Annotated in this window: 23 protein-coding genes and 1 riboswitch; of the genes, 6 read left to right on the top strand and 17 right to left on the bottom strand. The window is 72.4% G+C overall.

What is annotated here, in order from left to right; translation table 11 throughout:
* Positions 1-20 precede the first annotated feature (20 nt).
* The 5 genes from AB0B50_RS07000 to AB0B50_RS06980 all read right to left on the bottom strand — a co-directional run bounded on the left by AB0B50_RS07000 (position 21) and on the right by AB0B50_RS06980 (position 6,095).
* Positions 21-1,208, bottom strand: coding sequence for a thiolase family protein (locus tag AB0B50_RS07000; protein ID WP_362326747.1), 1,188 nt, complete (start codon positions 1,206-1,208; stop codon positions 21-23).
* Positions 1,209-1,389: 181 nt separating this feature from the next.
* Positions 1,390-1,881 (bottom strand): MarR family transcriptional regulator, encoded by a 492-nt coding sequence (locus tag AB0B50_RS06995; RefSeq protein WP_362326744.1) that lies wholly within the window; start codon positions 1,879-1,881, stop codon positions 1,390-1,392.
* A 106-nt stretch (positions 1,882-1,987) separates the two neighbouring features.
* Positions 1,988-3,208 (bottom strand): FAD-dependent oxidoreductase, encoded by a 1,221-nt coding sequence (locus AB0B50_RS06990; protein ID WP_362326741.1) that lies wholly within the window; start codon positions 3,206-3,208, stop codon positions 1,988-1,990.
* Positions 3,205-4,635, bottom strand: a complete 1,431-nt coding sequence (locus tag AB0B50_RS06985) for an FAD-dependent oxidoreductase (RefSeq protein WP_362326739.1) — start codon at positions 4,633-4,635, stop codon at positions 3,205-3,207. The genes AB0B50_RS06990 and AB0B50_RS06985 overlap by 4 nt, the downstream gene beginning before the upstream one ends.
* Positions 4,635-6,095, bottom strand: coding sequence for an FGGY family carbohydrate kinase (locus tag AB0B50_RS06980; protein WP_362326736.1), 1,461 nt, complete (start codon positions 6,093-6,095; stop codon positions 4,635-4,637). Before AB0B50_RS06980 ends, AB0B50_RS06985 begins: the two co-directional genes overlap by 1 nt.
* Positions 6,096-6,415: 320 nt before the next feature.
* Here AB0B50_RS06980 and AB0B50_RS06975 point away from each other — a divergent pair, with 320 nt between their 5' ends.
* Positions 6,416-7,414: a hypothetical protein gene (locus tag AB0B50_RS06975; RefSeq protein ID WP_362326733.1), complete on the top strand. Its 999-nt coding sequence runs from the start codon at positions 6,416-6,418 to the stop codon at positions 7,412-7,414.
* A 54-nt stretch (positions 7,415-7,468) separates the two neighbouring features.
* Complete coding sequence (locus AB0B50_RS06970; RefSeq protein WP_362326730.1) at positions 7,469-8,995, top strand: amino acid permease; 1,527 nt, start codon at positions 7,469-7,471, stop codon at positions 8,993-8,995.
* Between the two features lie 53 nt (positions 8,996-9,048).
* Here AB0B50_RS06970 and AB0B50_RS06965 read toward each other — a convergent pair whose 3' ends face one another.
* The 6 genes from AB0B50_RS06965 to AB0B50_RS06940 form a co-directional block, all read right to left on the bottom strand.
* The gene (locus AB0B50_RS06965; RefSeq protein ID WP_362326727.1) at positions 9,049-9,603 is read right to left on the bottom strand and encodes a GNAT family protein; all 555 of its coding nucleotides are present in this window, start codon (positions 9,601-9,603) and stop codon (positions 9,049-9,051) included.
* 54 nt (positions 9,604-9,657) lie between these two features.
* Positions 9,658-10,389: an SDR family oxidoreductase gene (locus tag AB0B50_RS06960; RefSeq protein ID WP_362326725.1), complete on the bottom strand. Its 732-nt coding sequence runs from the start codon at positions 10,387-10,389 to the stop codon at positions 9,658-9,660.
* Positions 10,390-10,486: 97 nt separating this feature from the next.
* On the bottom strand, positions 10,487-10,852 hold the full coding sequence (locus AB0B50_RS06955) for a hypothetical protein (protein ID WP_362326724.1): 366 nt from the start codon (positions 10,850-10,852) through the stop codon (positions 10,487-10,489).
* A gap of 44 nt (positions 10,853-10,896) precedes the next feature.
* A riboswitch (SAM riboswitch) is annotated at positions 10,897-11,006 on the bottom strand.
* 22 nt (positions 11,007-11,028) lie between these two features.
* Entirely contained in the window at positions 11,029-12,396 is a 1,368-nt protein-coding gene (locus AB0B50_RS06950) for a radical SAM protein (protein WP_362326721.1), read from the bottom strand.
* Positions 12,397-12,503: 107 nt separating this feature from the next.
* Entirely contained in the window at positions 12,504-14,015 is a 1,512-nt protein-coding gene (locus tag AB0B50_RS06945) for an alpha/beta fold hydrolase (RefSeq protein WP_362326718.1), read from the bottom strand.
* On the bottom strand, positions 14,015-14,479 hold the full coding sequence (locus AB0B50_RS06940) for a hypothetical protein (protein WP_362326715.1): 465 nt from the start codon (positions 14,477-14,479) through the stop codon (positions 14,015-14,017). Before AB0B50_RS06940 ends, AB0B50_RS06945 begins: the two co-directional genes overlap by 1 nt.
* Before the next feature lie 268 nt (positions 14,480-14,747).
* On the opposite strand from AB0B50_RS06940, the gene AB0B50_RS06935 reads away from it, so the two are divergent.
* Together AB0B50_RS06935 and AB0B50_RS06930 are read left to right on the top strand one after the other, a co-directional pair.
* On the top strand, positions 14,748-15,917 hold the full coding sequence (locus AB0B50_RS06935) for a histidine kinase (protein WP_362326712.1): 1,170 nt from the start codon (positions 14,748-14,750) through the stop codon (positions 15,915-15,917).
* On the top strand, positions 15,914-16,594 hold the full coding sequence (locus tag AB0B50_RS06930) for a response regulator transcription factor (protein ID WP_362326709.1): 681 nt from the start codon (positions 15,914-15,916) through the stop codon (positions 16,592-16,594). The genes AB0B50_RS06935 and AB0B50_RS06930 overlap by 4 nt, the downstream gene beginning before the upstream one ends.
* A gap of 30 nt (positions 16,595-16,624) precedes the next feature.
* On the opposite strand, the gene AB0B50_RS06925 is transcribed toward AB0B50_RS06930, so the two are convergent.
* From AB0B50_RS06925 to AB0B50_RS06900, 6 genes are all read right to left on the bottom strand, one after another.
* The gene (locus tag AB0B50_RS06925) at positions 16,625-17,647 is read right to left on the bottom strand and encodes a Gfo/Idh/MocA family oxidoreductase (RefSeq protein ID WP_362326706.1); all 1,023 of its coding nucleotides are present in this window, start codon (positions 17,645-17,647) and stop codon (positions 16,625-16,627) included.
* Positions 17,644-18,663: a Gfo/Idh/MocA family oxidoreductase gene (locus AB0B50_RS06920; RefSeq protein WP_362326703.1), complete on the bottom strand. Its 1,020-nt coding sequence runs from the start codon at positions 18,661-18,663 to the stop codon at positions 17,644-17,646. Before AB0B50_RS06920 ends, AB0B50_RS06925 begins: the two co-directional genes overlap by 4 nt.
* A 70-nt stretch (positions 18,664-18,733) precedes the next feature.
* The gene (locus AB0B50_RS06915; RefSeq protein ID WP_362326700.1) at positions 18,734-19,570 is read right to left on the bottom strand and encodes a carbohydrate ABC transporter permease; all 837 of its coding nucleotides are present in this window, start codon (positions 19,568-19,570) and stop codon (positions 18,734-18,736) included.
* Positions 19,563-20,510, bottom strand: coding sequence for a sugar ABC transporter permease (locus AB0B50_RS06910; RefSeq protein ID WP_362326697.1), 948 nt, complete (start codon positions 20,508-20,510; stop codon positions 19,563-19,565). Before AB0B50_RS06910 ends, AB0B50_RS06915 begins: the two co-directional genes overlap by 8 nt.
* Entirely contained in the window at positions 20,507-21,763 is a 1,257-nt protein-coding gene (locus tag AB0B50_RS06905) for a sugar ABC transporter substrate-binding protein (protein ID WP_362326694.1), read from the bottom strand. Before AB0B50_RS06905 ends, AB0B50_RS06910 begins: the two co-directional genes overlap by 4 nt.
* Positions 21,764-21,830: 67 nt before the next feature.
* On the bottom strand, positions 21,831-22,964 hold the full coding sequence (locus tag AB0B50_RS06900) for an ROK family transcriptional regulator (RefSeq protein WP_362326691.1): 1,134 nt from the start codon (positions 22,962-22,964) through the stop codon (positions 21,831-21,833).
* A 228-nt stretch (positions 22,965-23,192) separates the two neighbouring features.
* Between AB0B50_RS06900 and AB0B50_RS06895 the strand changes: the two genes are divergently transcribed.
* Both AB0B50_RS06895 and AB0B50_RS06890 read left to right on the top strand, forming a co-directional pair.
* Positions 23,193-24,020, top strand: coding sequence for an SAM-dependent methyltransferase (locus AB0B50_RS06895; RefSeq protein ID WP_362326688.1), 828 nt, complete (start codon positions 23,193-23,195; stop codon positions 24,018-24,020).
* A 412-nt stretch (positions 24,021-24,432) separates the two neighbouring features.
* Positions 24,433-25,524, top strand: coding sequence for a mechanosensitive ion channel family protein (locus AB0B50_RS06890; protein ID WP_362326685.1), 1,092 nt, complete (start codon positions 24,433-24,435; stop codon positions 25,522-25,524).
* Positions 25,525-25,596: the final 72 nt, after the last annotated feature.

Below are 25,596 nucleotides of genomic sequence, written 5' to 3'. Positions count from 1 at the left end.
TGCGGTGGTTCGGACTCTGTTCAGTCGCGCTCGACCAGGAGCGCGCTGCCCTGCCCCACGCCGACGCACATGGTGGCGAGGCCGCGGGTGGCTCCGGTGCGGCGCATCCGGTGCAGCAGCGTGGTGAGGATGCGGGCGCCGGAGCAGCCGAGCGGGTGGCCGAGCGCGATGGCACCGCCGGAGGGGTTGACCAGCTCGGGGTCGATGCCGAGGGCGTCCACGCAGGCGAGGGCCTGGGCGGCGAACGCCTCGTTGAACTCGGCCTCCTGGAGGTCGGCGACGCTCCAGCCGACGCGGTCGAGCGCCTTGCGGGTGGCGGGGACGGGGCCGATGCCCATGACGTCCGGGTGCACGCCCGCCGAGGCCCCGGCGGCATACCGCCCGAGGGATTCGAGGCCCAGGTCGTTGAGGGCCTCCTCGCTGACGAGCAGCAGTCCCGCGGCGCCGTCGTTCATCGGCGACGCGTTGCCCGCGGTGACCGTGCCACCTGTGCGGAAGACGGGGCGCAGGCCGCTGAGCTTCTCGTACGAGGTGTCCTCGCGCACGCATTCGTCCGTGTCGACGACGACGCCGTCGGGCCGCGTGACGGGGAGCAGTTCGTGCTCGAAGTGGCCGTCCTTGCGGGCGGCGGCCGCGCGCTGGTGGCTGCGGAGCGCGAAGGTATCCTGGCGCTCGCGCGAGACGCCGTGGCGTTCGGCGACCTCCTCGGCGGTCTCGCCCATCGCGAGGACCCCGTGCAGGTCCTTCATCGCCGGATTGGTCAGGCGCCAGCCGAGGCGGGTGTCGAAGGTCTCCATCCTGTGCGGCAGCGCCTCGTCCGGGCGGGGCAGCACGAAGGGGGCCCGGCTCATCGACTCGGAGCCGCCCGCGAGGACGACGTCGGCCTCGCCGGAGGCGATGGTGCGCGCGGCGGTGGTGACGGCTTCGAGGCCGGAGGCGCACAGCCGGTTCACGGTGGCGCCGGGCACCGACTCCGGGAGGCCCGCGAGGAGGGCCGCCATGCGGGCGACGTTGCGGTTGTCCTCGCCCGCCTGGTTGGCGGCGCCCCAGTAGATGTCGTCGATCCGGGCGGGGTCCAGCTGGGGGATGTCGGCGATGAGTCCGCGTACGACGCCCGCTGCGAGGTCGTCGGGGCGGACGGAGGAGAGGGCGCCGCGCAGTTTGCCGATGGGGGTGCGGCGGGCGGCGGCGAAGTGGACGGTGCGCACGATACGGCTCCGGATCGGTCTCGCTACGTAAATTAGCGGTGCTAGTTTTGGAGTCTATGCGGGAGGTGGGGGCCAAGGGAAGAGGGGGCCGCCGCCGGTCCCCGGAGCCCTTCACCCGCCGCCCATGCCTCCGTCCCTGCCTCCGTCCCTGCCTCCGTCCCTGCCTCCGTCCCAGTGTCCGCTACGCCCGCCCCCGTCCCAGCTCCGCCAGGCGGGCCAGGGCGGGCAGCGCGTTCGCGAGGGCCGTGCGCTGCTCGGGGGTCAACTGCTCGATGAGCGGCTCCAGATGGCGGGTCCTGTCGGCGTGCCGGGCGCGGCCGATCGCACGGCCCGCGTCGGTGATGTGGACGAGCACGGCGCGTCCGTCGCTCGGGTCGGGGCGCCGCTCCACCAGGCCGTCCCGCTCCAGACGGGTGACCAGCTGGGTCATCCCCGGCTGGGTGACCTGCTCGGTCCTCGTCAGCTCGGTCAGCCGCTGCGGGCTGCCGCCGAACGCCAGGGTGTCGAGCACCGAGAGCGTCGTGAACGGCAGCTTCTCCAGGACGGGCAGCCGGATGTAGAAGCGGTTGAAGTTCTCGATCGCCGCGGTGAAGGCGCCCACGTCCAGATCGCCGTCCGGCCCATCGTCCAGATCGCCGTTCAGGTCGTCGTCACTCAGGTCGTCGTTCCGCATCACAGCCGCCTCGGGGAGAAGCACTTCACGTGCCTACGTGGATCGGGTGCCAATCTAAGCCGCCCGTGCCGTTCCCCGTGGGGCGGGCCACCGGGCCCGGCCCAGGTCAGCCGAGGCCGATCCGTACCGCGCCGCCCCCGATCTCCACCGCGCCCGTCCAGGCTCCGGTGAGGCGGAACGGCCGGCTCGGGACCGCGGGGCGCCGCATGCGGGTGCGGTGCAGGGTCCTGCCGTCCTGGGTGACGACCAGGACGGGGCGCGGCAGGAGCGCGGCCGTCCGCAGGGTGAAGCCGTCGGCCGGCCCGTCCAGGGTCAGGCGGTTCGGGGCGACCCAGGCGAGCGGGGCCGAGACCCGCAGCGGCACCGACGCCGCGGGCCAGTCGCCCTCGCAGAGGTACCGCCGCACGGCGGCCGCCGCCGCGGCGCCCTCCCGTGCCACCACGCGGGCCGGCTCGACGGCGTGCAGGACGTTGCCCACCGCGAAGACGCCGCGCTCCGGGGTGCGGAAGGCCGCGTCGACCGCGGGGCCGCGGGTGCCGGGATCGAGCGGCAGGCCGCCGCGCCTGGCCAGTTCGTGGTCGGGCACGAAGTCCCCGGTGAAGACCACCGTGTCGCAGGCCACGTACGCCGTCCTGCCGTCCCGGTGCCGAAGGCCGACCCCCGACAGGCGTCCCCGGCCGTGGAGTTCGGTGACGGTGGCGTCCGTGAGCAGGGGGACGCCGTGCCGCAGCCGGGCGTCCAGGGCGCGGAGCTGCGCCGCCTGCGGGCGGGGGTGCTCGGTGACCAGGGCGGCGACGGCGACCCCGGCCCGCCGCAGGGTGTCCAGGGCCGCGAAGCTCACGGGCTCGGCGCCGACCACGACGGCCCTGCTGCCGATCCGCTGCCGGTACAGGTGGACGGCCTGCTGGAGTTCGCCCGTGGTGTAGACCCCGGCGGGCCGGGTGCCCGGCACGAGCCGTGCGGCGCGCGGTCTCTCGCGGGCGCCGGTGGCGAGGACCACGGCGCGGGCGGTGATGCGCTCCAGGCCCCGCGGGCTCGTGGTGTCCAGGGTCAGCGGCGCCGCCCAGCCCGTCACGGTGACGCCGGTCCGCAGCACCGCGCCGGTGCCGACGGCCGCCGCCACGCAGCGCTCCGCGTACTGCGGCCCTGTCATCCCGAGGCGTCCGAACCCGCCGTGCAGGCAGTGCCGAGGAACGCCGCCCGCCTGCCGCTCGCGGTCCACCACCTCGACCTCGCCGATGCCTGCCGCGGCGAGCGAGGCCGCGGCGGCGAGACCCGCGGGACCCGCGCCGACGACCAGCGCGTCGACGATGCGCTCGCGCCTCATCGCTCCCCCAACTCCCGACCTTTTTCCGCGAGTTCCCGCTCGAAGAGCGCCCTCACCTCGGCCCCGCAGTAGAAGCCCTGACAGCGCCCGCCCCGCGCCCGTGTGCGACGCCGCAAGCCGTCCAGCGATCCCGGCGGGACCGTCGCGGCGAGGGCGTCGCGGATCTCGCCGCGCGTCACCCGCTCGCAGTGGCAGACCACGGCACCGTACGCCGGATCGGCCGCGATGAGGTCGGCGCGCCGGTAGGGGCGCGGGAAGGCCTCGCCGAGGTTCGGCATGTGTACGGGTTCCAGGTCCCGCACCGCGGGCAGGTCCAGGCCCGTGGCGCCGAGGAGTTCGGTGACGTGGGCCGCGATGGCCAGGGACGCGGTGAGCCCGGTCGAGCGGATGCCGCCGACGGTGACGCAGCGCTGTTCCTTGTGGGCACGGATGCGGTAGTCGTCCCGCTCGGTGGCGGCGCGCAGTCCCGCGTAGACCGCGGTGACCTCCTCGTCGAGGAGTTCGGGCAGGATCCGGCCGCCCTTCTCGCGCAGCGCGGCGATGCCTTCAGCTGTCGATCCCGTGGCCGACTTGTCGTCCAACTCCTCGGCGGTGGGCCCCAGAAGGACGTTCCCGTACACGGTCGGGGCCACCAGGACGCCCTTGCCGAGCGCGGTGGGGACGGGCAGCAGGATGTGCCGCACCAGGTCGCGGGCGAGCTTGTCGAAGACGAGGAGCTGGCCGCGGCGCGGGGTGACGGTGAAGTCGTCGTGGCCGAGCATGCGGTCGACCGTGTCGGCCTGCAGTCCGGCCGCGTTGACGAGGAAGCGGGTGCGCAAGGGTCCACGCGCCGTGGTCAGCACATGCCGGTCGGCCCCTTGCCCGACGCTCTCCACACGGCAGTCGAGGTACAGGTCCGCTCCCGCGCGCACGGCCTGGGTGGCGTACGCGAGCGTGGTCGTCCAGGGGCAGATGATGCTCTCGCCGGGGACGTCGAGCGCGCCGAGGGCTCCGGGGCCCAGGTGCGGCTCGCGGGCCCTGGCCTCGGCGGGGCCGATGATCCTCGCCGCCCGGTAGCCGTTGCGCTCCGCCTTGGCCAACAGCTCGGGGAGCGCGGCCAGTTGCTCGGTGTCCCAGGCGACGAGCAGTGCGCCGACGGGCTCCACGGGGATCCCTGACTCGGCGGCGTAGGCGGCGAGCAGTCGCTGCCCCTCGCGGACGAGGCGGGCCTCCAGGGAGCCGGGCACGGCGTCGAATCCGGTGTGCAGGATCGCCGTGTTCGCCTTCGACGTGCCCTCGCCGACGTCGTCGGAGGCTTCGACCAGGGCGATGCGCAGGCCGTGGTGGCGGGCCAGTTCGCGGGCGACGGCGCAGCCGACGACTCCGGCGCCGATGACGGTCACGTCGTACGTCACGTCCGGCGGCGCGCCGTTCCTGGTGACCGCCATCAGGGCGTACGTTCCATCAGCGCGGCCACGGCCGAACGGAAGCCGGCGAGGCGTTCGGCCGCCAGGTCGGCACCGATCCGCGGCTCGTACACGGCGGCGGGCCGCCACTTCGGCACGGCGTCGGCGACGGTGAGCGCGGGGTCCAGGCCGATGCGGGCGACAGCGGCCGCGCCGAGCGCGGTGACGTCGGGCAACGCCGAAACTTCGACGGGCAGTTGGAGCAGATCCGCCTGGGTCTGCATGAGCAGGGCCGAGCGGGTCAGGCCGCCGTCGACCCGCAGGCTCGTCAGGGGCTCCCCCATGTCGGAGGCCACCGCGTCGGCGAGCGCGGCGACTTGGGCGGCGATGCCCTCGCACAGGGCGCGGACCAGATGTCCTGGGGTGGTGTCGAGGCCGAGCCCGGTCAGCGAGCCGCGCAGGTCGCCGCGCCACCAGGGGGCGGCGAGCCCGGCGAGCGCGGGCACGAAGGTGACGCCGCCGGCGTCCGGGACGGCGGAGCCGACGGGGTCGATGTCCTCGGCGCCGCCGATCACGCCGAGGTCGGTGAGCCAGCGCACGGCGGACGCGGCGGTGTAGACCTGCCCGTCCAGGCAGTAGCTGCTCCGCCCGGCGAGCCGCCAGGCCACGCAGCTGACCAGTCCGGAGGCGCCGCGGCGGGGCCGCGCGCCGGTGTGGGCGAGGAGGAACGCCCCTGTGCCGTAGGTGCACTTGGCGCTGCCCGGCGCGGTGACGTCCTGGGCGAGCAGCGCGGCCTGCTGGTCGACGAGGAGCCCGGTGAGCGGGAGTTCGGGCCCGAACGCGGTGGTCGTGCCGACCGGTCCCGCGGCGTCGACGACGCGGGGCAGGTGCTCGTCGGCGAGGCCGAAGAGGTCCAGGGCGCGCGGCGACCAGGCCACGGCGTCGAGGTCGAGGAGCTGGGTGCGGCCTGCCGTTGCGGCATCGGTCACATAGGCGCCGGTGAGCCGGTGGACGAGCCAGGCGTCGCTGGTCGTGACCGCGCCCTGCCGGGTGCGGTGGCGACGTATCCACGCCATTTTGGGCGCGGCGAAGTAGGGGTCGAGCGGGAGGCCGGTGAGCTCGCGCAACTCCTCGGCGTGGTCGGCGAGTTCGGCGCAGACGGATTCGGCGCGGCGGTCCTGCCAGACGAGGGCGTCGGTGAGGGGTTCGCCGGACTCCGGGTACCAGGCGAGGACCGTCTCGCCCTGGTTGGCGAGGCCGACGGCGGCGACCGGTTCGCCCGCGTCCGCGAGCGCGCGTCGGCCGGCGTCGACGACGGAGGAGAACAGCTCGGCGGGGTCGACCTCGACCAGGCCGCCGGGCAGGAAGCGGGGGCGCACCGGCGCCGCACCCGAGCCGATCACGCCGCGCTCCGGGCAGACCACGAGGGCCTTCGTCCCGGAGGTGCCCTGGTCGACGGCGAGCACGGGGCGCTGCGTCGCAGGCCGCTCATAGGTGATCACCGCGGAAGACTGCTACAGGGCGCCGGAGGGCGTCAAGGGACCGAACCACCCCACTACGGGACCGAACCACCGCGCCACGAGACCGAATCATCACGCCCTGGGACCGAACTGCCACGTTCCGACGGAGAAATGACAACGATGGCCATCAAATGAACGCGCGGCGCGCCGCGTTGACAGAACAAGGTCACAAAAGATCGGCGAAGTGCCCTGGAACCGGAAGGGCCGGATCTACACTGACCGCCGAGCGACATCGTCAACTCCCTTACAGGACAACCCGGTTCAGCCATCGACCTCCGCCCTCTTCCCCCAACAGAGGATTCATGCCCATGCCGTCAGCCCGCCCGGTGTACCACCCGGCGGGCCACGACGAAGCGCTGCGCGCGGTGCTCCAGGACCTCAAGGCAGGCCGCTGGGTCTCCACGCGCAATCTGCTGACCGAAACACCCGACTGGGGGCTGTGGACGCAACGTACGCAGATCCTGGCGGCGGCCGTCGCCGGTTCCGACGTGGTGCGTGCCTGGCGCGCCGAGGAGCCGCACAGCGCGTCGGCGGCCGTGCTGCACACCCGGGTCCTGGTGGAGCGGGCCCTGCGCGCCCACCGCTCCGGGCACCGGCGGACCAACGACCTGTGGCGCGAGGCCGTGACGGCGTGCGGCGCCGCGTCCACCATGTCCCCCGAGGACCCCGTGCCGTGGATCTGCCTGCTCGCCCTGGCCCGGCTCGACGAGGGCCAGCGGTGGGAGGAGCACCGGACGGCACCCCCCGAGCCGATGCTCTTCCCCGGGCCCTGGCAGCTCCTGGCCGAGGCCGACAAGCGCGACCCGGGCAACCGCGAGGCGTACCACCGGATGCTGCAGTTCGTGTACGGGCGCCGCGCCCGAGGGCCGCTCACCGAGGCGTACAACTTCGTGCAGTGGGCGTCGGCCGCGGCCCCCGCGGGCTCCGCACTGCACCTGCTGCCGCTGTACGTGCGCGTCGAGCGCTACCGCAGGGAGGCGGGCCAGGAGCGGGCCCTCGACCTGCACTGGATCTCCGAGGACGCCACCCGCGGCGCACTGCGCGCCCTGCAGCTGTGGTTCGACCACGCGCCGCCCGCCACGGCCTCGCTCCTCGACCTCAACCACCTGGCGCACGCGCTGTGGGGCGCCCACCAGTTCCACGACGCGGCACGGGTGTTCACCGCCCTCGACCCGTTCTTCACGGTCGTGCCCTGGACGTACCGCACCCTCTCCCCCGGCACCGTCGACGCGGCCGCCGAGGTCTTCGCCCAGGCCCGCACCCGCTGCTTCAACGCCACCAGGGGCCCCGGCCCCGCCTAGCCCCCCCCCCGCAGATTCCCCCACTCCCGCCACCGCTCCCCCGGAGGTCCGTCCGTGTCCCGCACCACCTGGTCGTCGAGCACCGTCCCAGCGCCACGCCAGGACGAGGAGGAGCGACTCAGAGAACTCGGCTACCAGCCCGTCCTCGCCCGCCGCATGGGTGGCTTCGGCAACTTCGCCATCAGCTTCTCCGTCATCTCCGTCCTCTCCGGCTGCATGACGCTGTACGGCTTCGGCCTGACCACCGGCGGCCCCGCCGTGATGCTCTGGGGCTGGGTCGGCGTCGGCCTCTTCGTGCTCTGCGTGGGCCTCGCGCTCGCCGAGGTCACCAGCGCCTACCCGACGTCGGGCGCCCTCTACTACATGGCCGACCGGCTCGGCGGGCGCCGCTGGGGCTGGTACACGGGCTGGCTCAACCTGCTCGGCCTGCTCGGTGCCATCGCCGGCATCGACTACGGCGCGGCCCTGTTCACCGGCGCGTTCCTGAACCTCAGGTTCGGCTTCGAGCCGACCCCGGAGAAGACCTTCCTGATCTTCCTCTGCATCCTGCTGCTGCACGCCGTCCTGAATCTCTTCAACGTCCGCCTGGTCAGCCTGCTCAACTCGATCAGCGTGTGGTGGCACCTGGCCGGCGTCACCGTGATCGTCGGCGTCCTCGCGATCGTCCCCGACCACCACCAGTCCCCGTCGGACGTCTTCCTCGAGTACTTCGACGGCACGGGCTGGGACAACCCGCTCTACGTCACCGCGATCGGCCTGCTCCTCGCGCAGTACACGTTCTCCGGGTACGACGCATCGGCACACCTGTCGGAGGAGACCTCCAACGCGTCGGTGACCGCGGCGCGCGGCATCGTGCGCGCCATCTGGGCGTCGTGGATCGCCGGCTTCGTGCTGCTGACCGGGCTGACCTTCGCCATCCAGGACTATGCGGGCACGCTCGCCACGGACACCGGGGTGCCGCCCGCGCAGATCATGATCGACGCCATCGGCGAGTCCGGGGCGACCGCGCTGCTGCTCATCGTGATCGTGGCGCAGCTGTTCTGCGGCAACGCCGAGACGGCCGCCGCGAGCCGCATGGTGTTCGCGTTCAGCCGCGACAACGCCCTGCCCGGCTCCGCCCTGTGGCGCAAGGTCAGCTCCCGCACCCAGGTACCGGTGCCCGCGGTGTGGCTGTCGGTGGGTCTGGCCGCGGTGATCGCCCTGCCGTCCCTGTACTCGACGACCGCGTACACGGCCGTGACCGCGATCAACGTCATCGGCATCACGCCCGCGTACGCCATCCCGATCTTCCTGCGGCTCCGGGCGGGCGACAGCTTCCGGCCGGGGCCGTGGAACCTGGGCCGCTGGAGCAAGCCCATCGGCTGGATCGCGGTGCTCTGGGTGGCGTTCGTGACGGTGCTCTTCTGTCTGCCGCAGGTCTCGCCGGTGACGGCCGAGACGATGAACTACGCCTCGATCGCGCTCGCCGTGGTCCTCGTCCTGGCCACCGTCTGGTGGTTCGTGGCGCGCCGCTCCTACAGCACGCCGCAGGCCTACGGCTCGGACCGCGAGCAGGCGGAGGTCGCGGAGAACATCGTCTGAACCCGCTCGCACAGGAGACCCGCTCGCACAGGATCTTCTTCGGCTGAACCCGCCTACACCGAACGGTCGTTGAGGATCTTCTGGAAGAGCCGGTGGTCGCGCCAGGCGCCGTTGATGTACAGGTAGCCCGGCGCGACCCCGTACTCCTCGAAACCGCACTTCGCCAGCACGCGCTGCGACGCGGTGTTGTGGAGCAGCGTGCCCGCCTCGACGCGGTGCAGACCGAGTTGGGCGTCGGCGGCCTCGCACACGTGCCGCGCGGCGCCGGACGCGAGGCCGCGGCCCTGGTGCTCCGCGTCGATCCAGTAGCCGAGGTTCGCACTGCGGGCCGGGCCGAGCACGATGTTCGACAGCGCGGCGTGACCGACGATCTCGCCCCCGCTGTCGAGCACCCAGTGCGCCGACCGCCCCGCCCGGCCGTCCGCCAACTGCGCCCGGACCCGCTCGACTTGGCCCTCCTCGCTGAAGAAGGCCTCGGGCCGGTCCGGGTCCCAGGGGTCCAGGTGCGCGCGGTTGCGCCGGTAGGCACGCGCGAGCGCCCGGGCGTCGTCGAGCGTGACGGGCCGGATGAGGACGTCTGTCGCGAGGGTGACCGCTCCACTGATCATGCGCCAAGCGTACGAGGGGTCACCCCCGGAGCGGAGGGTTCACCTCTGGGAGCGTCAGCGTCCGCCCGCGACCCTCAGCACCGTGCCCGTCGTGTACGAGGCGTCGCCCGAGAGCAGCCACGAGACCGCCGCCGCGACCTCCGAGGGCTGCCCCGAGCGCCCCATCGGGATGCCGGACGCGAGCTTCGCGGGACGCTCGGGGTCGGCGTGGAAATCGCTCCAGATCACGCCGGGGGCAACGGCGTTGACGCGGATGCCGTCGCCCGCGACCTCCTTGGAGAGGCCGATCGTCATCGTGTCGACGGCGCCCTTGGCGGCGGCGTAGTGGACGTACTCGCCCGGGGAGCCGAGCGTGGCGGCGGCGGACGAGACGTTCACGATCGCGCCGCCGCCCGCCTTGAGGTCCCGCACCGCGCGCCGGGCGCAGAGCAGATATCCGAGGACGTTCACTTCGAGGGCCCGGCGCATGCCCTCGGCGTCGGCGTCGGCGAGCGGGCCGACGGGGCCGCTCACCCCTGCGTTGTTGACCAGGCCCGTGACCTGGCCGAGCTCGGCCGCGGCGATGTCGAAGAGACGGTCGACGTCGGCCTCGTCGGCGGTGTCGACCTGGACGGTGACGCAGCGGCGGCCGGCCGCGCGCACCGCTTCGGCGGCCTTCTCCGCGGCCGCCTCGTCCGAGCGGTAGCCGATGACGACGTCGTGGCCGTCCTCGGCGAGGCGGGCGCTGACAGCGGCGCCGATACCGCGGCTGCCGCCGGTGACGACGGTGACGGGGTGGTGCTGCACGGGGACCTCCGGCTGTGGGTGGCTGACTGTCGCGCCGCCCGGACGCGGGGATCGCCCGCGTCCGGCACGGCGTCATCCTACGAAGCGGTGATCTTCGTCAGCGGCCAGGGGCCGCGGGGTCCGCCTCGGGTGCCACGCAGACCAGCGTGGTGCCGACGGTGTCGCGCCGCAGCCGCAGCAGGTTCCAGCGGGGCTGCCACTGGGCGAGGCCCTTGTGCTCCCGCAGCAGGGCGCGCAGCCGCTCCGGGTCGTGCGTCCACAGGGTGGCGGGCACGCCCCGGGTCGGGCCGAGCACATGGAGGGCGATGCGGCCGTCGTCCCGTACGTCGTGCGAGGACAGCAGCACGTCGATGAGCGTGCCGGGGTCCTTCGCGCTGCCCTGCGCCTGGATCCAGTGGACCTGGTGGCCGGGCGTGCACGTGTCGCAGGTGTCGTGGTCGCAGATGGCGTGCGGGTGCGTCATGGAGCGCCTCCGGAGTCGTGGACCCCGGGTGTCGCCGACCCGGTGATCCGCCGTTCCCCGCGCACGTCGCGCGGGGCGGGTCGTCACCCGGGGCACCCGCGACGGAGCGGGGTGCCGTCCAGCGAGCCGGGGCTTGACACTGGAACTCGTGACCCGCCCCGACCGTAACACGGGCCCTACTGAGGCGTCGCCGGAGTAATCGCATCCTCCGGAGCGGCCTCCTCCGCGGGCAGGCTGTCCATGAAGGAGCTGACCGAGAAGACCGCGTTGCCGGGTCCGGCCGGGCCGTAACCGGGCGGCGAGGACAGGCCGTTGGCCTCCATCGTGGCGCGGTAGGCCTCCAGGAGCCGTACGTGGTACTCCAGCGGGGCGCCCTGCGGATTGGCCTTGCCCAGCGGTGTCGTGGGCTCCGGGCACCAGGTGGTGAAGCGGGGCGTGATGCCGCGCGACATGAAGTACTGCAGCCCCTCGACGGTGGAGTCGATGGCCTCGTCGACCGTCTTGAAGCCGAACGGCTCCGCCATCTCCACGCCCGCCACGAAGTTGGGGATCACGTTGCGCGGACCGAACACCTCGGCGGAGTCCAGGATGCGGCGGTGCCACTCGTCACGGCCGACGTAGCGCTCCTTGCCGGGGCAGTAGCGCTCGAAGAGATACGGGTCCCACACCTCGTAGTTGGGGTGGTAGATCCGCACGCCGTAGTCGTGGAAGCGCTGCACGTCGGCCTTGGGCAGGGCCTGGGCGACGACCTTGCCGATCCAGCGGCCGGGGAAGCGCTCCTCGATGGCCTTGGCGTACTGGCCGTAGAAGTCCGCCTCGTCCTTGCCGCCGACCTTCGAGGTGACGGCGCCGCCGGTCAGCGTGTAGGCGGTGGAGGACTTGTTGGTGTCGTACTTGTCGATGATCGCGAGGGCCTCCAGGACCTCCTCCACCGGCTTCACACCGGTGTAGGGACGCCCGGCGGCCTTGTGCTGGCGCCAGTTGTGGTTGATGTCGCAGTACTGGCACTCCTCCTTGGCGCCGAAGTACTGGCAGACCCGGAAGACCGTGAGATAGATGAGGTAGCCCCACTGGATGGTGGGGGCCACCTCCATCACGGACTTGCCGTTCTCCAGCGTGTGCCGGTAGTAGTCCGGCATCGGCGGCAGGCCCACGTCGGAGATGCGCACGCCGTCCAGGTAGAGGCCGAGCACGCCGTTGTCGTCGGCCGCGACCCGGTACGGAGACGACGGGTTCACGCGGACCGAGACGACGGTGCGGCGCAGCTCGTAGGGGCCGCCGGTGAGGACGATCTCCTCGGGCGGGCGGCGCAGGGCCGCGGCGCCCAGCTCGGGGAGCGTGCCGTGGTCGAAGGAGAAGATGAAGTACGACTTCGGCTTGACGTCGCCGGAAGCCTCGTTGGAGGTATCGCTGAGCGCCGACTCGTCGAAGGCGATGCCGCCGCGCAGCAGATCCTCCTTGATCACGGCTTCCCGCGGCACGTGCGGGAACCGCTCCATGAGTGACTCGATGAGTTCGGTACGGCTCTCGCTGCGGCTTGGCATGGGCCGGGCACCTCGGAATCCTGTCGGTCGATCTGTCCCGTCCACGCTAATACCCGCCCGATCCGCCGCGGATCCGACTCCGGTCGCAGGGCACATCCTCCGTAGGGCTAGGCTCCAGGTGGCGTGCCTCCTTCGATGACGGTGCCCGACTTCGGTACGTCGAGGTCCGTGAGATACCGCACGACCGTCTCCGCCTCCGCGCCGCCGTTGAAGATCTTCACGGCATGGCCCCATCCCGCGACCTCGACGAGCGTCGCCGCGTCGCCGAGCCGTTTCTTGGCCGAACGCGCCCAGTCGATCGGCGTGGCGTTGTCGTGACGGGCGCCGATGAGGAGCAGCGGCGTCTCGACCTCGGTCCGCTCGGTCGCCTTGGCGCTCGGTGCCGGGACGCCCTGGCAGAGATTGGCGTACGAGACGGTGTTCGGGGAGTGACCGAAGCGGGGCGCGGCCTCGCGGGCGGCACGCTGGTCGGCCAGATAGGCGCCGGCGTTCGGTGCGCGGAGGTTCAGGTCGGCGCAGACGGAGAGGTCGGCGCCGGGCAGCAGCTTCTCCCGCGGTGCGTCGCCCTCGTCGGTCTCCCACGCCTTGCCGCTGTCCAGGCTGTCCAGGTACTCGGCGACGGCGGGCCAGGACGGCGTGAGCAGCATCGCGTCGACCGTGCCGTCGAGCTCGGTGAGCGGGACGTCCTTGCCGCCGCCCCGCAGCTTCCCCTCGGCGGCCCGCGCCGCCAGGCGCTCGTACACCTGCCAGGGGTCCCGCTCTCCCAGCGCGCAGTCGCGGGTCCGCCCGCACCACTTGGCGAACTCGTCGAAGGCGCCTTCCAGCGCCTTCGCCCCGGTCACGCCGAAGGATCGGCGGCCGATCCCGGGGTCCATGACGCCGTCGAGCACGGCGGCCCGCACCCGGTCGCCGTGCTCGGCGGCGTACCGCTGGCCGTAGACCGTGCCGTACGAGTGGCCGTACAGGGAGATCGTGTCCTCGCCGAGCGCGGCGCGAATGACGTCCATGTCGCGGCTGACGCTGCCCGCGTCGGTGTGCCGGGCGACGGCTCCGGAGGTCTTCGCGCAGTCCGCGGCGAGCTCGGTCACACGCTTCTTCATCCGCACGAAGTCGCCGGGCGTCGCGGCGGGCCGCCTGTCCTTCAGCACGGCGGCCATCGGTCCGGCCGGGCACTGGACCGGACCGCTGAGACCGACGCCGCGCGGGTCGAAGCTCACGACGTCGAAGCGGCGCTCGGCACCGCCCCACTCCTTGGTCTGCGCGACGTTCTGGACGCCGGAGTTGCCGGGGCCGCCCGGCAGGAACATCAGCGTGCCGATGCGCCGGTCGGGGCGGGTCGCCTGCCGCCGGACCACCGCGACGTCGATCTTCTCGCCGTCCGGCGAGGACCAGTCCACGGGGACGCGGACGGTGCCGCACTCGGCGCCCTTGGGCGCCCCTTCGGTGGCGTCGGCCGGGCAGGCCTTCCACGTGATGCGCTGCCGCTCGGGGCCCGCCTTCTGGGGGCGCTCCGGTGTGCCGGAGGAGCAGGCGGCCAGCGCGAGCAGGGCGGCGCCCGTGGTCGCGGCGGTCAGCGCCCCCTTCGTACGAGGCCGCATCGGCTTCGTACGCGACCGCATCAGCCCTTCGCCTTCATCGCGACGTCGTTGTCCTGCCAGGCGTACAGCACGCCGTCCACCGTCGCGCCGGACCACGCGCCGCAGTTCGTGTCGGCCTTCGCGGCGAGGTCGGAGGGGAACCAGTCGGCCTTCAGGCGCGGCTTGCCCTGCGGGTCGCCCTTGGTGCACTGGGCGGGGAACTTCCCGTCCGGCGTCTTGAACGTGATGATCCGGTCGTCGCCGGTCGTCGACATGACGTACTTGATGCCGGACGCGTCGTCGGGCAGCCAGCGCGGCATGGACTTGCGGGCGCTCTTCGCCGCGGCGCCGTCCTGGTAGGACGCCTTCTCCTCGTGGTCGTCGAAGGGGTTCATCGAACCGCCGCAGGCCGTCAGGGAGAGGGCGAGGGCGGCGGCGCCGAGCGCGCAGAGCGTGGCGCGGACGGCTCGGGGGCGGAGCGAGGCCTGGCGGAGAGGTCGGTGCATCGTGGTCGCTTTCCTCGGAATGGGAGTGACTGGGTCGGTGCGACTGAGTCGGTGTGACTGGGGTCGGTGCGACTGAGTCGGGTGACCGAATCGGATTGATTAGGTCTGTTCGACTGAGTTGACTGAGTCGGGTGACCGAATCGGAGTGACTGCTTCCACGGTCGTCGACCCGGGTGTCCCCGCGCCTCGGCCCATCGGTCGATCGCCGACGCCCCGATCAGGCTTTCGGCTGATCCGTCCCGTACGACCTGATGCGTACATTCGGTACGTGGATGATCACCGCCCGCCGCCGGGGCCCGCCCGTACGCGCCTCGGCAGGCCCCTCCTGTTCGCCGTGCCCGCCGCGTTCCTGTGGATCGGCGACCTGGTGTCGAGCCGGCCCGACGGTCCCTGGGCGACGCTCGTCTCCGGGCCGCTGGCCGTCGCCGTGCTGCTGATGCGGCGCGGTCCGGGGATCGAAGTGCGGGCCGCCGTCGCGACCGCGGGGTCCGCGGCGCTGACGCTTGGCCTGTACCTCGCCTCCGCGACCGGCACCTGGGGGCTTCTGGAGTCCTTCGCGCTGCTCGCCCTGCTCACGGTCACCGCCCGCACGGCGCGGCTGCCCGCCGCGTACGTCCTGTGTCCGCTGCTCGCGCTGGCCGTCGCGGTCCTGCCCGTCCGGACCGGCATCCACTCCGACGCCGAGACCTTCGCGTTCATCCTCACGGTCGCGGCGGGCGGCGCCCTCGCGCTCGGCGGCTATCTGCGGTCCCTGGACAACCGGCGGGCCCTCGCGGTGACCGCCACGCAGGAGGAGGAGCGCCGCCGCATCGCCCGCGACCTGCACGACTTCGTCGCCCACCACGTGACCGGCATCGTCGTGCAGGCCCAGGCGGCCCGCGCCATCCGCGAGGTCGCCCCCGAGCAGCTCGACCCGCTGCTCGCCGGGATCGAGAAGGCCGGCGGCGAGACCCTCGACTCGATGCGGCGCCTGGTCCATGTGCTGCGCGCGGAGCCCGGCGCCACGACCAGGCCCGACGACCTGCTCGCCGAGCTGGCCTCGCTGGTCGCCGCGGCCCACGGCGGGGCGGCCACCCTGGAGGTGACCGCGCGGGCCCGCGCCGCCGCGCTCGCGCCCGAGGTCGAGACGGCCGTGCACCGCGTCGTCCAGGAGGCGCTCACCAACGTCACCCGGCACGCGCCCGGCGCCACGGACATCCGGGTGCGGATCGCCACCGAGGCCGGGGAGCTCGTCGTCGAGGTGGTCAACGGACCTGCGGGGCAGCGCCGTTCGGGAGACCGGACACCGCCCGGCGGCCACGGCGGCCTCGGTCTGATCGGGCTGCGCGAACGGGTCGCAGCGGTCGGCGGCGGCCTCGACGCGGGCCCGCTGCCGGACGGGGGCTGGCGGGTCCGCGCCACGCTTCCCGTGCTGCGCCTGCCAGAATCGGGGTCATGAGCAGCGGGACGCCGGTGAGGGTGCTGATCGCGGACGACCAGGAGATGGTGCGGACCGGGTTCCGCCTCATCCTGTCCGCGCAGCCGGACATCGAGGTGGTCGGCGAGGCCGCGGACGGCGCCGCGTGCGTGGAGCTCGCGCGGCGTCTGCGGCCCGACGTCTGCCTGGTCGACGTCCGCATGCCGAAGCTGAACGGCCTGGAGGTGACCCGCAAGCTCGCCGGGCCCGGCGCCGTCGACCCCCTGCACGTCGTGGTCGTCACCACCTTCGACCAGGACGACTACCTCGACGAGGCGCTGCGCGGCGGCGCCGTCGGCTTCCTGCTCAAGGACGCGGGTCCCGGGCTGCTCGTGGAGGCGGTGCGCGCCGCCGCCCGCGGCGACGCGCTCGTCTCCCCCGCCGTGACGCTGCGGCTCCTGGAACGCATGGCGGACCGGCACGGCCCGCAGTGCGGCGCGGCGGCCACCGTGCCCGCTCCCGGCACCCTCTCGGAACGCGAGCTGGACGTCGTCCGGCTCGTCGCGCGCGGGCGCACCAATCAGGAGATCGCCGAGGAACTGTTCATCTCCCTCGGCACCGTCAAGACCCATCTCGCGCACATCCAGACCAAGTTGGAGGTGCGCAACCGCGTGGAGGTCGCCGCGTGGGCCTGGGAGGCGGGCCAGGTCCGGCGCTGAGCGGCCGCGTACGGGGCCGCGTACGGGGGCTCAGCCTTGGCCCACCGGCACCGGGACCCCGCTGTGCGCCGAGGCGTAGCCGGCCGCCACCACCCGCAGGGTGCGCAGTCCGCCCTCGCCGTCGGCGACGTCCATGCCGCCTGCCTCCGGGCCGTACAGGAAGGCGCGGAGCATCCGTTCGTCCAGGTCGACGCCGAACGGCAGCTCGGTGCCGTGTCCTGCCCGTTCGCTGAAGCCGTGCACCTTCTGGTCGAAGGCGTCCATCTCCAGCGTGGCCCGCTCGCCGACGACGGTCATCTCCAGGCCGCCCCAGGAGTGGTGGGAGCGGGGGTGGGACCAGCTGCAGTCGATGGTGGCGACCGCGCCGTTGGCGTAGGTCACGCTGACCAGGCCGCTGGTCTCGGCGGCGACCTCGTCGGCGTAGAGGAGGTTGTTGGTCTGCGCGTAGACCTCCACGGGCGCCGCGTCCTCGCCGAAGAGGTCGTCGAGCAGGTCGGCGATGTGCACGGTGTGGTCCATCAGGGCGCCGCCGCCGGAGAGTTCGGGCTCCGCGAACCAGCGGCGGTCGCGGGTCGGCATGGCGCCGTTGTTCGCGCCGGAGACCGCGAGGACCCGTCCCGCTTCGCCCGCGGCGACGGCCGCCTTCACCGCCGTGTACGCGGGACTGAAGCGCACCGGGAAGGCGACCGCGAGCCGTACCCCGGCCGCGCGGCAGGCGGCGACCATCGCCTCACCGTCCTCGACGGACGCGGCCAGCGGCTTCTCGCACAGCACGTCCACGCCGTGCGCGGCGGCCAGTTCGACCAGGGGGCGGTGACGGACGTTCTCCGAGCAGACGATCACCGCGTCGGGGCGGGCCGCGAACGCTTCCTCGTACGTGTCCACGTACGCGACGCCCGACGCGTCGGCGAGCGCCCGTCCGCGCACCTCGCCGGGCGCCGCGAGGTCGGTGTCGGGGTCGCTGCCCAGGACCTCGACGCCGGGCATCCGGGCCAGCAGGCGCAGATAGCCCGCCGCGTGGACATGGGCGAACGACAGGACGGCGACCTTCATCGCGCTGCCTCCTCGATCTCGACGACACGGCCGGTGCGGCTGGACTCCACGGCGGCCTCGGCGATGCGCACCGCCTCGACCCCGTCCCTCGCGGTCACCCGGGGTTCGGGCCCGCCGTCCTGCCACGAAGCGGCGAACTCGCGCAGCTCCGCCAGGTAGGGGCTCTCGGACATGGGGGTGGACGGAATGCCTTCGTCGGCCGGGCGCACGCCCTGCGCGGTGATCCGGAAGCCGGGCACGGCGGTGGAGTCGTGGTGCAGCAGGCCGCCCGCTCCCGCGACCCGGAACGTCGTACGGAACTGCTGGTCGGGCAGGCCCCAGAGGCCGTTCACCTGGCTGACGGCGCCCGACGCGTGGGTGAGGACGGCGGTCGCGGTGACGACCTCGGCCGGGGTGCCGGTGGCGTGCTCGACGCCACGGGTGCGCGCATGCACACGGACCACGTCGCCCGCGAGCCAGCGGGCGATGTCGATGTCGTGCACCATCAGGTCCATGATGACGCCGCCCGACTGGGCCGGGTCGCCGAACCACGGCGCCCACTGGGGCCGCGCACTGGCACGGGTGAAGCGCAGCACGGCGGGCTCGCCGAGGTCGCCGCGGAAGACGGCCTCGCGCAGAGCCGCGTACGCGGGGAAGTAGCGCACCACATGGGCGGGGTGGAGGCGCACGCCCGCCGCGTCGGCGGCGGCCGCCATCTCCTGGGCGTGGTGGGCGGTGAGGGCGAGCGGCTTCTCGCAGACGACGTCCCGGCCCGCGGCGACGGCGGCCAGGGCGAGGTGCCGGTGGGTGGGGGTGGGGGTGCAGATGTCGACGGCGCGCACGTCCGCGAGGAGGCCGGTCAGGTCGTCGACGGCGCGGACGTCGTGGCCTCGCTCGGCGTACTCGGAGGCGAGCTTCTCCGCGGAACTGTCGACGGTGTACACGCTCACCCGGGCGCCGAGCGCCAGCCAGCCGGGCAGATGGGCGCGGGCGATGCCGCCGGCGCCGAGCAGGCCGATGTGAAGCGGTGGTGGCATGAAGGAGGCTGCCTTTCCGGAAGGAGGGGCTCAAGGGAGGGGATGCAGGGAAGGGCTCAAGGGAGAAGGCTCAGCTCTTGGAGCCGGACAGGGCGACGCTCTGGACGAAGTGCCGCTGGAGGAAGACGTAGACCAGCAGCATCGGCAGGCTCGCGATGAGCGAACCGGCCATCATCACGGGGTAGTTGGTCTCGAACTGCCCCTTCAGGGAGGTCAGTCCCGCGCTGATCGGCATCTTCGTCGGATCGGTGTTGACCACCAGGGGCCACAGCAGGTCGTTCCAGGACCACATGGCGGTGATGACGGCGAGGGCGGCCAGGGCGGGCCGGATCAGCGGAAGCATGATCGACCAGAAGATCCGGAAGGAGCCCGCGCCGTCGATGCGGGCGGCCTCCTCCAGCTCCTTGGGGAGGGTGAGGAAGAACTGGCGCAGCATGAACGTGCCGAAGGCGCTGAACATGCCGGGCAGGAACAGCGCGGGCGGGGTGTTGAGCAGGCCGAGGCCCTGGATGATGTCGTACTGCGGCAGGATCAGCAGCGAGCTCGGCACCATCAGGACGGACAGGAAGAGCGCGAACAGGACGTTGCGGCCGCGGAATCGCATGCGGGCGAACGCGTAGGCGGCGAGCGAGCAGAACACCAGTTGCCCCACGGTGCGGCCGACGGTGTTGAGCAGGCTGTTGGTGAGCATCTCCCGGAACGGCAACGCGGTGAAGACCTTCTCGAAGCTCGCCCAGTTCCAGTCGTCGGGCAGGAAGGTGGGCGGGACGCGCGAGGTCTCGGGGAGGGTCTTGAGCGCGGTGAGCAGCTGCCACAGGAAGGGGAAGACCATCACGAGCGCGCCGAGCGAGAGGGCGGTGTGGGTGGCGAGGGATCCGAGGTTCACACGCTTTCGTGTGTCAGGCATAGTGCACCCACCTCCTCTGGAGCCGGAACTGCAGATATGTGAGCGCCGCGATGATCAGCATGAGCAGGAAGGCGAGCGCGGCCGCGGCCCCTTGGGAATTCTCGATGAACGCCCATTTGTAGAAGAGCCCGACGACGGACTGCGTATCACCGATCGCGGGATTCTTCTCCGCCATCATGATGTAGATCAGGTCGAAGGTCTGCAGTGAATTGATCATGCAGATCACGGACGCGAAGAAGATGGTCGGGCTGAGCAGCGGAAGCGTGATGGTGAAGAACCGGCGCAGCGGCCCCGCGCCGTCGAGTTCCGCGGCTTCGTAGTAGTCCTGCGGAATTCCCTTGATGCCCGCCATGAAGATGACGAGGTAGTAGCCGGTGGTCGACCAGACCATCACCATGCCGATCGCGTAGACGGCGGTGGACGGGTCGGAGACCCAGTAGTGCCGGTCGATGCCGAACCATCCCAGGACTTCGTTGAGCAGGCCGAAGTCGCCGTTGTAGAGCCAGTTCCAGACCAGGCCGACGGCGACGGGCAGCGTCACGAACGGCACGAAGTACAGGGCCCGGTAGAGGGGAACGCCCCGCAGTCCGCGCCGGTTCAGGAGCGAGGCGACGACGATCGCGATCGGCAGGGCGGCGAGCCCGATGGCGCTGTATATCAGCGTGTTGCCGAGCGCCTGCCAGACGGTCACGTCCTTGACGACCCGTACGTAGTTGTCGCCGCCGATGAAGGTGTGGCCGCCGAACGCGCCGAACTCCGTGAAGCTGTAGTAAAAGGTCTGCAGCAGCGGCCAGAAGTAGAAGACGGCGAAGCCGATGCCGAGCGGCGCGATGAACCAGTAGGCGGCCCGTTGGTTTCCGGACCCGCGCCGCGCGCCGGGCACGGAGGCGCTGCCGCGTCCTGCCGCCTTCGCGGCCGCCGTGGCGGGAAAGACACTCATGAGGTGCGCTCCTCCTTCAGGACCCGGTCCATCTGCTCGCCCAGCGTGCGGGCGGCGCTCTCGATGCCGCCTTTTCCGCTGAACGCGGCGCCCAGCAGGGGGTATTGGAGGTTCTCCCAGACGGCGGTGCTCTTCGAGCTCGGGTAGGGGACCCCGTACTTCTGCATCTCGATGAAGTGCTTCAGGTCGAATTCGGGCATCGACTTGAGCCAGGCGTCCTGCGTTCCCGCGTACGAGGAGATGGTGACGCCCGCCTCGGCCTGGATCTCTGCGGCCTCGCGGCCCGCCATGAAGTGGACGAACCTCCAGGCCGCCTCCTTCTTGCGGCTCTTGGCGGAGATGACGTTCGCCAGGCCGTGGATGATGGTGGCCCTGCGGCGCCCCTTGGGCAGGACGGCGATGCCGCCGTGGTCCTTCAGCGCGGGCACGGCGTACATCTGGCCCGCCATCGCGGAGAGGTCGTAGTTCATGGCGACCTTCTCGGACCAGTAGCGCACACGTCCGATGGACTCCGTCATCGCGCTCTGCGGCGGCGACCAGCCCCGGTCGATCATGTCGGTCAGGAAGCGGAGGCCCTCGATGGAGCGCTCGTCGCCGAAGCCGGAGCGGCCGTCCTTGAGGACGTAGCCGTCGGCGCCGCACATGGCCGGATAGATCTTGATCTGCCGGTCCATCTCGGCGGCGAAGCCGTGCACTCCCTGCCGGGGATCGGTGAGTTCGGCCGCGGCGTCGCGGACGTCGTCCCAGGTCCAGCTCTCGTCCGGGTACGTGATGCCCGCCTTGTCGAAGAGCGCCTTGTTGTACCAGAGGCCGATGGTGTCGAAGTCCTTGGGGATTCCGTACTGCGTGCCGCGGTGGGAGTAAAGCTTGACCAGGGATTCCGGGTGGCGGTCCACGGGGGTGGCGTCGGCCTCGATGTGTCCGGAGAGCGGTTCGAGGACGCCGCCCGCCGCGTACAGCTGGAAGTTGACGGCGTTCATCCAGAACACGTCCGGGGCCGTGCCGCCCCGCATCGACGTCTTCAGGGTGGTCCAGTAACTGGCCCAGGGCGTCAGCTCGATCCGTACGGAGATGCGGGGGTTCCGCTTCTCGAACGCGGCGATGATCTTCTCCATGCCCGGCGCCTGCGCCGGGTCCCACATCCCGTACGAGAGCGTGGTCCCGCCCCCGCCGTCCGTGCCGCCGCCCCCGTCGGAGCAGGCGGCGAGCAACGGGGCCGCGAGCGCCCCGCCGAGCAGAGTCCTTCTGCGCATGTGCGCCTTCGCCTCCCAGGAAGTCGTCGGGCGCCGCGTCGGCACGCCACCGCGTCGGGGCGTGCGGTCACGACGCCGTGTCAGCGAGCAGTTCCTCCTCCACCCGGTCGAGCGCCTTGCGTACGGCGCCGATGGCCACGCCCCGCTCGCCGAGCGTGCTCAGGGCGATGCGCGGGACGTGCAGGGTCATGAGGCGCAGCCGCTCCTCCAGCAGCGGCACCAGGTGCCTGCCGACGGGGGTGGCCCCGCCGGTCAGGACGACCAGTTCCGGGTCGACAGCGAGGGCGAGGGCCGCGATGCCCGGCGCGATGCGGTCGGCGAAGTCCGCGACGGCGGCGAGGGCGCGGGGGTCCGCGGTGTCCGCGGCGCGGGCGAGCGCGGCCACTTCGGACTCCCCCGCGCGCCGCGCGCCCGGCCAGTTCAGGGCCTGGTGGGCGGTGTCCATGCCGAGCAGCGGAAGCATGCCGAGCTCGCCCGCGGCGCCGCGTCTGCCCCGGTGCAGGCGGCCGCCGATGGTGAGGCTGCACGCGACGCGGTGCCCGGTGAGCACGCACACCACGTCGCCCGCGAGGGCGGCCGCCCCCTGCCAGCGCTCGGCGAGGACCGCGAGGTTCACGTCGTTCTCGACGAGGGTGTGGCCCGGTTCGCCGTCCGAGAGCAGCCGCCCGAGGTCGACGCCGGACCACTCGGGCACCACCACGGAGGTGATGACCCCGCTGGTGTCGACCACTCCGGGCACGCCCACGCAGCGCGCGAGGACGGCGGCACGGCGCGGCACGTGGGCTCCGAGGAAGGCCTCCGTGCCGCGGCGCAGCAGGTCGAGGCGGTCGGCTCCGCTCAACTCCGGGTCGATGTCGGAGCGTTGGGAGGCCAGGACGGCGCCGCCCAGGTCGGCGAGGAGCAGCACCATCTTGTGCAGCCCTATGTCGGCACCGAGCACGTATCCGGCCTCGGTGCGGAAGCGGAAGCGGCGCGCGGGCCTGCCCGGCGCGCGTTCGCCACTCTCCCCGGCGGCCTCCCCGACGAGGCCCCGCTCGGAGAGCTCCTCGACGGCGGCCTCGACGGTGGGCCTGGACAGGCCGGTGCCCGCGGCGAGTTCGGCGAGGGTCTGGGGGCTGCGGCGGTGCAGCGCGCGCAGGACGACGGTGGTGTTGAGCCGCCGCAGCGCGATCAGATCGTGCCCGCGCGCCCGGTATCGCATCAGTGCTTCACCTCGAAACCGCAGGATGGCAGCCCTGTTGACAGCCCTGAACGTCCACCGGCCCCCGGAATTAGGGAGGAGACTTGCATATCCATGACGACCCGGGAAGCCCCTGGACGGCACGCGTTGGGAGGGTGGCGCGGCGAAGGCCCGGCCACGATGATCGGACGACACCCCATCAGCACCCCACAACCACCCATCAGCCGCCCATTTCAAGGGAGTTGACGCATGTCACCCGAGAGCTCACCCGATACCTCACCGGAGCCGCCGGCCGCCGTCGACACGAGCAGGCCCCACACCGCCCGGGTCTACGACTGGTACCTGGGCGGCAAGGACCACTACCCCGTGGACGTGGAGCTCGGCCTGCAGATCGTGTCGCTGGAGCCGCAGGCCAAGTACGTGGCGCGGCACAACCGTTGGTTCATGCAGCGCGCCACGCGCCACCTCGTGAAGGAGGCGGGCATACGCCAGTTCCTCGACATCGGCTCCGGTATCCCCACCGAGCCCAATCTGCACCGGATCGCCCAGTCGATCGCGGCGGACGCCCGGGTCGTGTACGTCGACCACGACCCCACCGTCCTGGCGCACGCGGGCTCACTGCTGAGCGGGACCCCCGAGGGCCGCACGGAGTTCCTCCAGGAGGACGTGCGCGAGCCCGAGAAGATCCTCGAACGCGCCGCGGCCGTCCTGGACTTCACGCGCCCGGTGGCGCTCTCGATGAACGCACTGCTGCACTTCGTCAGCGCCGAGGACGGCGCCCGCGCCCTGGTGGAGCGGCTCGTCGGCGCCCTGCCCGCGGGCAGCCACCTAGCGCTCTCGCAGGTCGCGGGCGACTACGACCCGGAGCGCACCAAGGAGGCCGTGGCGATGTACAAGGCGGGCGGCGTCACCCTCGTACCGCGCTCGCACTCCGAGGTGGCGGCCTTCTTCACCGGGCTCGACCTGCTGGACCCCGGCGTCGTATGGCTGCCGGACTGGCGCCCGGAACTCGCCGTCGACGAGGAACGGGACGGCTCGCCGGTGCCGATGTACGCGGGAGTGGCACGCAAGCGGTGACGCTTCGCGGCCACCGGCACCGCACGGTCGAGGGCGTCCTCGCGGCCGGTGAACGCCTGCGCGTGACCGTGGAGTCCGACCGGCTCGTCGCGTTCGGGGACGGCGTGGAGAGCGACGCCCTGGAGCTCGCCCGGGACAGACCGTGCGCCTCGGCGTCGCCGACACCGCGCTGCGGCTTGTCGGTTGACGGATCAGGCCAACCTGTGAAGATCCAGGTGGGGGTATGTGCGACCGCCGTGCACACATGCGGCAGGATGACGTCCGCGCCGGGCCGAGCCCTCGTCCCCGCGTGACCGCACTCCCCGGAATCGAGCAGGTATCACAAGGTGACGACACATCACATAGGCCGCGTGCGGGCGCATTCGCCCCGTCCCACGTCCCGTCCCGGCTCCCTCACGACGGGAGCGAACCGATGACCCGTGCGCTGACACTGCACGACTGGATCACGGCCGGGATCGCGGTGGTCGCCGGCATCGCGGCGGGGCTGCTGCTCCGCACCCTGCTGCGGTGGCTGGGCGAGCGCGCGAGCCGGACCCGGTGGAGCGGCGACGACGTCATCGTCGACGCGCTGCGCACCCTCGTCCCCTGCGCGGCCATCACCGCCGGGCTCGCCGCCGCCGCGGGCGCGTTGCCGCTCACACCGCGCACCGGGCGCAACGTCACCATGACGCTGACCGCGCTGCTCATCCTGGCGGCGACGCTCACGGCGGCCAGGATCGTCACCGGTCTGGTCAAGGCCCTCGCGCAGTCCCGCTCCGGAGTGGCGGGGTCGGCGACCATCTTCGTGAACATCACGCGGGTCGTGGTGCTCGCGATGGGCTTCCTCGTCGTCCTGCAGACCCTCGGCATCTCCATCGCGCCCCTGCTCACCGCGCTCGGCGTCGGCGGTCTCGCGGTCGCCCTCGCGCTGCAGGACACCCTCGCCAACCTCTTCGCGGGCGTGCACATCCTCGCGGCGAAGACGGTGCAGCCCGGCGACTACATCCAGCTCAGCAGCGGCGAGGAGGGCTACGTCGTCGACATCAACTGGCGCAACACCACGGTGCGTCAGCTCTCCAACAACCTCGTGATCATCCCCAACGCCAAGCTCGCGGGCACCAACATGACCAACTACAGCCGCCCCGAGCAGGAGCTGTCGATCATGGTGCAGGTCGGTGTCAGCTACGACAGCGACCTGGACCACGTCGAGAAGGTCACGATCGAGGTCGTGGACGACGTGATGACCGACATCACGGGCGCCGTCCCCGACCACGAGGCGGCCATCCGCTTCCACACCTTCGGCGACTCGCGGATCAGCTTCACGGTGATCCTGGGCGTCGGCGAGTTCAGCGACCAGTTCCGCATCAAGCACGAGTTCATCAAGCGCCTGCACCAGCGCTACCGCGCCGAGGGCATCCGGGTCCCGGCCCCCGCGCGCACGGTGACCGTCCAGCAGGGCGAGCTGCCCCCGCCGCTCGGCATCCCGCACCAGCGCGACGTCTCCGCCCCGCCGCGGGTGCACTGAGCCGACCGGTCGCGGATGCTGGGCCGGTCCGCCGCGGACGCACTGAGCCGACTGGCCGACCGCTCGGTGGCG

The organism is Streptomyces sp. NPDC041068 (genome assembly GCF_040647455.1).
GTDB lineage: Bacteria > Actinomycetota > Actinomycetes > Streptomycetales > Streptomycetaceae > Streptomyces.
This window is presented reverse-complemented; position numbering and strand designations above follow the sequence as displayed.

What these genes read in the sequence shown, in the direction of transcription:
- AB0B50_RS06940 (WP_362326715.1), bottom strand. Translation starts at nt 14,479, where the DNA reads ATGCACCGACCTCTCCGCCAGGCCTCGCTCCGCCCCCGAGCCGTCCGC.
- AB0B50_RS06890 (WP_362326685.1), top strand. Translation starts at nt 24,433, where the DNA reads ATGACCCGTGCGCTGACACTGCACGACTGGATCACGGCCGGGATCGCG.
- AB0B50_RS06910 (WP_362326697.1), bottom strand. Translation starts at nt 20,510, where the DNA reads ATGAGTGTCTTTCCCGCCACGGCGGCCGCGAAGGCGGCAGGACGCGGC.
- AB0B50_RS06945 (WP_362326718.1), bottom strand. Translation starts at nt 14,015, where the DNA reads ATGCGGTCGCGTACGAAGCCGATGCGGCCTCGTACGAAGGGGGCGCTG.
- AB0B50_RS06900 (WP_362326691.1), bottom strand. Translation starts at nt 22,964, where the DNA reads ATGCGATACCGGGCGCGCGGGCACGATCTGATCGCGCTGCGGCGGCTC.
- AB0B50_RS06990 (WP_362326741.1), bottom strand. Translation starts at nt 3,208, where the DNA reads ATGAGGCGCGAGCGCATCGTCGACGCGCTGGTCGTCGGCGCGGGTCCC.
- AB0B50_RS06995 (WP_362326744.1), bottom strand. Translation starts at nt 1,881, where the DNA reads ATGCGGAACGACGACCTGAGTGACGACGACCTGAACGGCGATCTGGAC.
- AB0B50_RS06950 (WP_362326721.1), bottom strand. Translation starts at nt 12,396, where the DNA reads ATGCCAAGCCGCAGCGAGAGCCGTACCGAACTCATCGAGTCACTCATG.
- AB0B50_RS06930 (WP_362326709.1), top strand. Translation starts at nt 15,914, where the DNA reads ATGAGCAGCGGGACGCCGGTGAGGGTGCTGATCGCGGACGACCAGGAG.
- AB0B50_RS06985 (WP_362326739.1), bottom strand. Translation starts at nt 4,635, where the DNA reads ATGGCGGTCACCAGGAACGGCGCGCCGCCGGACGTGACGTACGACGTG.
- AB0B50_RS06975 (WP_362326733.1), top strand. Translation starts at nt 6,416, where the DNA reads ATGCCCATGCCGTCAGCCCGCCCGGTGTACCACCCGGCGGGCCACGAC.
- AB0B50_RS06955 (WP_362326724.1), bottom strand. Translation starts at nt 10,852, where the DNA reads ATGACGCACCCGCACGCCATCTGCGACCACGACACCTGCGACACGTGC.
- AB0B50_RS06920 (WP_362326703.1), bottom strand. Translation starts at nt 18,663, where the DNA reads ATGCCACCACCGCTTCACATCGGCCTGCTCGGCGCCGGCGGCATCGCC.
- AB0B50_RS06895 (WP_362326688.1), top strand. Translation starts at nt 23,193, where the DNA reads ATGTCACCCGAGAGCTCACCCGATACCTCACCGGAGCCGCCGGCCGCC.
- AB0B50_RS06965 (WP_362326727.1), bottom strand. Translation starts at nt 9,603, where the DNA reads ATGATCAGTGGAGCGGTCACCCTCGCGACAGACGTCCTCATCCGGCCC.
- AB0B50_RS06905 (WP_362326694.1), bottom strand. Translation starts at nt 21,763, where the DNA reads ATGCGCAGAAGGACTCTGCTCGGCGGGGCGCTCGCGGCCCCGTTGCTC.
- AB0B50_RS06915 (WP_362326700.1), bottom strand. Translation starts at nt 19,570, where the DNA reads ATGCCTGACACACGAAAGCGTGTGAACCTCGGATCCCTCGCCACCCAC.
- AB0B50_RS06925 (WP_362326706.1), bottom strand. Translation starts at nt 17,647, where the DNA reads ATGAAGGTCGCCGTCCTGTCGTTCGCCCATGTCCACGCGGCGGGCTAT.